Raw genomic sequence first — 6,621 nt, 5'->3', positions numbered from 1 at the left:
TCCATTATGGAGTCCTCCTTGGTTAACAAATTAGGGGTCATTTCGCCACGATTTGACACCCCATATCATACCAAGAGGGCTCTTTTTTGTTCAAGTCCCCGAAAATCCTTCTAACAGGAATGCTCCTAGTAGGATTATTTGTCATACTATTACACTATAATTAATATATAGTATTTTCCTCTATTTTGAAAATTAAAAATACCCATCCGTTAAATTTGATAATTATTTTCAGATAAAAAAGTAAAAGACACCTGAGGTTATCCAACCACAGGTGTCTCCTTCTCTATGCTTTCAAATTTTTTAGTACATTCCAAACAAATAGCAAAACTCCTAGACAGGTTAATGTTGCTCCAATTGCGGTACCTGGAGTAAATGCATCATTTCCTGTTGTAACAATTCCAGCTAAAGACAACATCATTATTGGCAACCCAATATTATGAAGCCAAAAATGCCAGGTACTGAGCTTTGATGATGCCAAATTTGGAAATAAATGATATAAAATTCCTGCCAATGTTAGAGCAGTCCAGCCTAAGAGATTAATATGGACATGGACAGGTGTCAAAACATAAGAATGAGAAATAGACATAAAATAGCCAAGTAATATACCAATAGCAAAATAGATGGTTGATATTTTAATCAGTTTAATTCCCAATTTGTTCCCTCCTTCCTTCAAATGTCATACAATAGTAATAATTATGAGTAATAAAGCCTATTTAGACTAATTGACATCACATAATTTTTCTTATAAATACAAAAGACACTTGAATTATTCTCAAGTGTCCTTTTATGGCTATTTTCGCAAATATTGTTGCTAATGAAGTTGGTGAAGGTTGATTTCCGCTCCAGGTTGCTCGCTTTCCGCTGGGTAGGCGCCCGGCCTCCTCGGCGCAAAAGCGCCTGCGGGGTCTCAACTGTCCCACTACTCCCGCTGGAGTCTCGCACCTTCCGCTCCAATCAACCAAATTTTTTTGTTACTGGCCTCCATTTGTAAAGCATACTCAAGAACAGCAATCTTTTAGAAAAGATTCTTTCTTTTTTATTAACTTCTTGGTTTTTCCATGTATTTGTATATAACTCCTCCTCCTCGCTGGGCAATCCCTCTGAAGTTTTTGAAATCTTCACGTCGTACGATTACATTGCGTACAGGCAGGAATTCTTCTTTTGAAACATGGTATTCAGACAGTTCTCCATTCATTACTTTATCTAATAGTTCTTTAATATGATCTTCATTCATATGGCTGCACCTTCATAGTATGACTTATTTCTAATTCTAACGTACTTATACAAGCTGTAAACCCCTCATTATTTTTAATAATAAACAGTAAAAAATGAATTTGCAAAAAATTCAGCATACAATAGTGTATATTATTCTTTACGAACTATAAAAATTAGTGCAAAATGTTAGTAATCATTAAATAGTAAAGGAGAGAGGCATTTGAAGAGAGCAGAGGTTGGCAACGTGATTGAATTTCGTGAAGGATTACAAGGTGTTGTTGAAAAAGTAAACGAAAATTCTGTTATTGTCGATTTATCCTATATGGATAATTACCGCGATCTTGAACTCGAACAAAGAACTGTCGTTAATCATAAAAACTATAAGGTTATTAAAGAAGCTCCCATGTAACAGCTCTTGAAAACGCATTCATAGAAAAAGCACAAGGCGCCAGCCAATGGTGCCTTGTGCTTTCTTAAAGTTTCCACTGGCATTCTAAAGTTTAATGTGGGACTACTCCTTTTCCTTCGAAAGCTCTTTAAGCGATTTTACTTTCCCATGTGGATTCTGATCTTGCTTTCTTACTGTCCACGCTCTCTCTTTTTCACGCTTATTCCTCGTCACTTTCTCACCCCTTTCACTCATTCTTTATCATTTACAAATTCGGATATTTTATTTTTGACATTTTCCTATTACCCTTTTCCCTTCCTTTTCGAGATTTATTTTTGTTAGAATAAATAAAGTGGGAGTTGCCTGCTTATAGCAAAGGATTTTTTAGAAAGGGGTTTGTACGGTTGAAGAAACTTACAACCGATTTTCGTCTTATAATCGGATTAGTATTAGCACATGTATTAATGTATTTTACCTTTCAAGATAAAGCCGTTTTTTGGTATATTTTTACTGCTTCACTTTTATTTCTAATTAGCTATTCCATCTTGAATGAGGAAGTGGAGGATCAATTACCCTTTTTTTCTTACCTTATGTATGGGGTCACATCAGGTTTTATTCTATTTGGTTTATTTTGGTTAGGGAACAACTTAATTGAACTGCTAAATCTCCCTTTTACTAAAGAAATTGCCAAACTTTATGGACGTTACTCTCCAACAATGCTATGGCATTATATCGTCCTATTATTGATCATTATCCCTGGAGAGGAATTATTTTGGCGGGGTTTTGTGCAAAAGAGGATGTTAAACTATACAAGAATTCCAATGGGCATACTTCTTTCATCTCTTCTATATGCATCTGTACATTTATATTCCACACATTGGATTCTTGCATTTGCAGCTTTAATTGCAGGTCTATACTGGGGCTTTCTATATGCATGGAAAAAGAGCATGCCACTTGTCATTGTTTCTCACTTAATATTTGATTTATTTTTATTTGTCATCCTGCCTTTTTATTAAATAAGGAAGACTGACCCTTTATTTCGTGCTAAAGGAATGTTAATGTATGAAGCAAAGAGGACGAGCAATGTAACTCTAGAATATTAGTTTGCGTCTATTTATTAAATGAATGATTAGAAACAACGGGAGGAATAACAAAATGAAGCAACTAGCGAAATGGTTACTTATGACTGGATTATTAGGTATGATTCTTTCTGGATGCGGTACTAGCGAGAATACTGATGAGAGCACAAATGGATCAGATCCAGTAGATAACATTGGGCAAGTAGAAGAAAATCAGGAAGGAACAACTGATACGAACCAAGATGACAGCAATATAGAAACAGAAGAAGGAAATGGGGAAGAAAACGAAGATAGCACTGTTCGTACCCCTGAAAAAAGCCTTCAATATCAAGTAAACGGCGAAATGAAGGAAGATACAGCTTTACTTACAGAAAGTGACAATCAAGATTATTCTATGTATGTGCTTCCTGGATACGAATTGACAGCTGAGGAGCCGAACAAAGATGTCCTCTACTTATCAGAAAATGATCAAAATTTCATGCGAATTGAACTTCTTCCAGCTGATGCCGAATGGGACTCAGTTATAGAAACAGCAAAGTCACAGCTAGGTGCCGTAAATGAAGATATCCAAACAATTAATGCCCCAAGTGATGAATTCTTTAAAGATTCTACAATAATGGAAGCGGCTAAAGATAATGATTTAGTAACTACCTATCTAATTAAAGATGAAACACAACCAATTAAACTAACCATCTTTTCTAAAGCAGATGCAGACTATAAAGATGCTTTTCTTCAAATGGGAAAATCCATTTTGAAGGGCAAATCCGAATAAGCATGAAAGCAATCCAATGATTAAAAGACCCGGACTATTTCGGGTCTTTTCCATCTTCAAATGGCTTCATCCATAACAAAATAATAAAAATTAAACTGATATACCCAAAAAGCGGATACAAATAAGATAATAATGTTCCATAATTTATTAAACTAATCCAATAGCAAATCACAAAAATAATACTTACCGTTACAATCGTTGGGATAGAAACATATTTCCTAACCTGTCGTTCAATACCAAACACATTCCCTATAACAGATGTAAATATTTCTCCATAAATGATGATTACATAAATCCAGAAAAGAGAGGAAGCAATGGTTTTCATTATAACGGCCATCGGAATTTCAAATGCCTCAAGATTCGGAAGCATGACAAGCGTCATATGGCTTGATATAAGGATAACTGTTAAAGCTGCACCCCCAAGTATTCCGCCCCACTTAATCGTCTGATCATCCTTTATTTCCGCTGCTACTGGGACTAAAACAGCTTGAGCTAAAGTTAAATTGAGGGCAGCATATGAAAATGGTGCAACAACAGCCTTCCACCCATCTTCCGCATATGGAATATACAATAATTGCTTTGTGAAGTTAGGAAGCTTAATAGAAATGATCAAAAGCAAGAAGCTAAAGGCAATCATCATTGGAACTACAAAAGTGTTAACAGCAAACAAACCTTTTATTCCCACAATCATAACGACAATGGATAAACCAATTGTTATGATTATTCCAATATCCCTAGAAAGTCCCATTTGCTCTTCAAATACCGCTCCCGCACCAGCTAACATTACAGCACACACACCAAGCAGCATCAACAGCATTAGTATATTAATAATTGTGCCAAATAGCTTTCCAAATAAATATTCATTTAATTCTTGATAGGATGAGGCTTGTATACGAGCAGCTATTCGCATAGCCTTTGATCCTAGAATAATAAATATATATCCACTCATTAAAATTGAAATTAATCCAATAAATCCAAACCGAGAAAAAAACTCTACAATTTCTCGTCCGGTTGCAAAACCAGCCCCTACAACTGTTCCTACATAAACAGCAGCAATTTGCAAGGCTGCTCCCCAGTTTGTTTTCACTAGAATCTCCTCCTTCCCTATCAATATATGAGCATAGGGACAAACAAAGACGAGCTTTTTAAAAACAGACCAGAAACACATCAACCAAAATTTATTTTCCCTGCAACCACAGAAAAAGGACCGGGGACAGAATCCCAGTCCTTTATTTCTTATAAACTTTTATCATCGATTGAATTTAACCAGCTTTCAATTTCTCCAACTACAGACTCAACACAACCCTCTTTAAACGGAGAAATCAAATTGGCTTCTTCAACAAGACCCGTAAATGCCTTACTTCCGCCTAAGCCACAGAGATGCAAATAATCTTTCCATGCCTCTTCATGGTTTTCTCTTGAAAGCTTCCAGAATTGGAAGGCACAAATTTGCGCTAATGTGTAATCGATATAATAGAAAGGTGAATTATAAATATGTGCTTGACGCTGCCAGAATCCGCCATTCTCCAAGAATTCATTGCCATCATAGTCTTTATGTGGCATATATTTCTTTTCAATTTCTCTCCATGCTGATTTTCGCTCTGCTGGTGTCGCAGTATGATTCTCGTACACCCAATGCTGGAATTCATCCACGGCTACTCCATATGGAAGGAATAACAACGCACTGCTTAAATGAGAAAACTTATATTTATCTGTATCCTCTTTAAAGAACTTTTCCATCCATGGCCATGTAAAGAATTCCATGCTCATTGAATGGATTTCACATGCCTCGTAGGTTGGCCAGTTATATTCAGGAATTTCAAAATGGCGGCTGGCATACACTTGAAAAGCATGTCCTGCCTCATGTGTAAGAACATCAATATCTCCTGAAGTTCCATTGAAATTAGAGAAGATAAACGGTGCTTTGTAGTTTTCAATATACGTACAATAGCCCCCGCCAGCCTTACCTTTCTTGGCAACAAGATCCATTAAATTCTCTTCCCTCATATAAGAGAAAAACTCTCCTGTTTCTTTAGAAAGCTCATCATACATAGATTGGCCATTTTCAACAATCCATTCAGGACTTCCTTTTGGCACAGCGTTCCCTGTCTTAAAATTAAAGGCTTCATCATAGTAAGTTAATCTATCTACACCAATTCTCTCTCTTTGTCTTTCTTTTAGCTTGGTCGCAATTGGGACAATAAACTCTTTCACCTGATCTCTGAATGCTGCTACCATAGATGCGTTATAATCTGTTCGCTGCATACGCAGATAAGCAAGCTCTACGAAATTCTCATAACCTAATTTATGAGCAATTTCCGTACGAACTTTAACCAATTCATCATAAATCCGATCAAGCTCTTTCTCATTCTCAGCTAGAAAGCCGAATCGAGCCTCATTTGCTCGCTTTCTAACATCACGGTCTGTTGACTCTGCAAATGGTTCCATTTGGGCTAGAGTGCGCTCTTCCCCTTCGAAATTAATCTTGGCGGAGGCAATCAGTTTTGTATACTCAGATGACAATTTATTTTCCTTTTGAAGAAGAGGGACAATTTCTGGTGAAAAGACCTTCAATTGAGCATCAGCCAAGGCAAATAACTGTTTTCCCCACCTTTCTTCAAGTTCACTACGGAAATCAGATTTCACAAGTGATTCATAATACTTTGTTACAAAGCCTTCAATGACTGGCTGAATTTCATCCATATAATCCTGCTCTGCTTTATAGAACTCATCATTTGTATCAACAGAGTGGCGAATATAACACAAATTAAACATCGTTCCTATATCATTACGAATATCATTGATTTCTTTCATTGCACTATTCTCTGCATCTGCCGAGGAAGCTTCAGTAAAATTCTTAATCGCTGCATCAAAACGCTTGCTCACCTCGTCCATATTCGGCCGAGTATATGTATAAGTATCAAAACTCATTTCATTTCCCCCTTCTGGATTCCCTTCAAAATCTCACTTAATGCATTTCGACAATGACAAGTAAACTCCTGCTAGGAACACTGAAATTTATTTATTTAAGCTGGCGTTGCAACTATTTTTGCGAATGAAAGCGTAGAGTGTAGGGGGAGATTTGCGTTCCAGATGCCCGCTTTCCGCGGAGTGGGCGGTTAACCTCCCACTCCAACCAATTTTTTTGTCAAAATTTTTCAACCAAA

At 36.6% G+C, this 6,621-nt stretch carries 8 protein-coding genes; 3 read left to right on the top strand and 5 right to left on the bottom strand.

The genetic code is table 11. The features are described 5' to 3' along the window. Positions 1-283 precede the first annotated feature (283 nt). Positions 284-652 carry a cytochrome-c oxidase gene (locus ACFYKT_RS16955; RefSeq protein WP_389222034.1) on the bottom strand — a complete coding sequence of 123 codons (369 nt, stop codon included), beginning with the start codon at positions 650-652 and terminating at the stop codon, positions 284-286. 387 nt (positions 653-1,039) lie between these two features. Then, positions 1,040-1,234, bottom strand: a complete 195-nt coding sequence (locus ACFYKT_RS16950) for a hypothetical protein (RefSeq protein WP_389222032.1) — start codon at positions 1,232-1,234, stop codon at positions 1,040-1,042. Positions 1,235-1,435: 201 nt separating this feature from the next. On the opposite strand from ACFYKT_RS16950, the gene ACFYKT_RS16945 reads away from it, so the two are divergent. Further along, on the top strand, positions 1,436-1,624 hold the full coding sequence (locus ACFYKT_RS16945) for a YkvS family protein (RefSeq protein ID WP_389222030.1): 189 nt from the start codon (positions 1,436-1,438) through the stop codon (positions 1,622-1,624). Positions 1,625-1,726: 102 nt separating this feature from the next. Here the strand turns inward: ACFYKT_RS16945 and ACFYKT_RS16940 are convergent, their stop codons facing one another. After that, on the bottom strand, positions 1,727-1,837 hold the full coding sequence (locus ACFYKT_RS16940) for a DUF6254 family protein (RefSeq protein WP_389222028.1): 111 nt from the start codon (positions 1,835-1,837) through the stop codon (positions 1,727-1,729). 170 nt (positions 1,838-2,007) lie between these two features. Between ACFYKT_RS16940 and ACFYKT_RS16935 the strand changes: the two genes are divergently transcribed. Both ACFYKT_RS16935 and ACFYKT_RS16930 read left to right on the top strand, forming a co-directional pair. After that, positions 2,008-2,619: a CPBP family intramembrane glutamic endopeptidase gene (locus ACFYKT_RS16935; RefSeq protein WP_389222026.1), complete on the top strand. Its 612-nt coding sequence runs from the start codon at positions 2,008-2,010 to the stop codon at positions 2,617-2,619. A 139-nt stretch (positions 2,620-2,758) separates the two neighbouring features. Then, the gene (locus tag ACFYKT_RS16930; protein ID WP_389222024.1) at positions 2,759-3,454 is read left to right on the top strand and encodes a hypothetical protein; all 696 of its coding nucleotides are present in this window, start codon (positions 2,759-2,761) and stop codon (positions 3,452-3,454) included. 34 nt (positions 3,455-3,488) lie between these two features. Here the strand turns inward: ACFYKT_RS16930 and ACFYKT_RS16925 are convergent, their stop codons facing one another. Both ACFYKT_RS16925 and ACFYKT_RS16920 read right to left on the bottom strand, forming a co-directional pair. Then, complete coding sequence (locus tag ACFYKT_RS16925) at positions 3,489-4,541, bottom strand: YkvI family membrane protein (RefSeq protein WP_389222022.1); 1,053 nt, start codon at positions 4,539-4,541, stop codon at positions 3,489-3,491. A 149-nt stretch (positions 4,542-4,690) separates the two neighbouring features. Next, a complete protein-coding gene (locus ACFYKT_RS16920; RefSeq protein WP_389222020.1) occupies positions 4,691-6,385 on the bottom strand; it encodes a M3 family oligoendopeptidase in 1,695 nt (564 codons plus the stop codon). Positions 6,386-6,621 lie beyond the last annotated feature (236 nt).

The sequence above is a fragment of the Cytobacillus mangrovibacter genome, assembly GCF_042865275.1.
GTDB lineage: Bacteria > Bacillota > Bacilli > Bacillales > Cytobacillaceae > Cytobacillus > Cytobacillus mangrovibacter.
The sequence above is the reverse complement of the archived record's forward strand: the minus strand, read 5'-3'. Positions and strand labels throughout refer to the sequence as shown.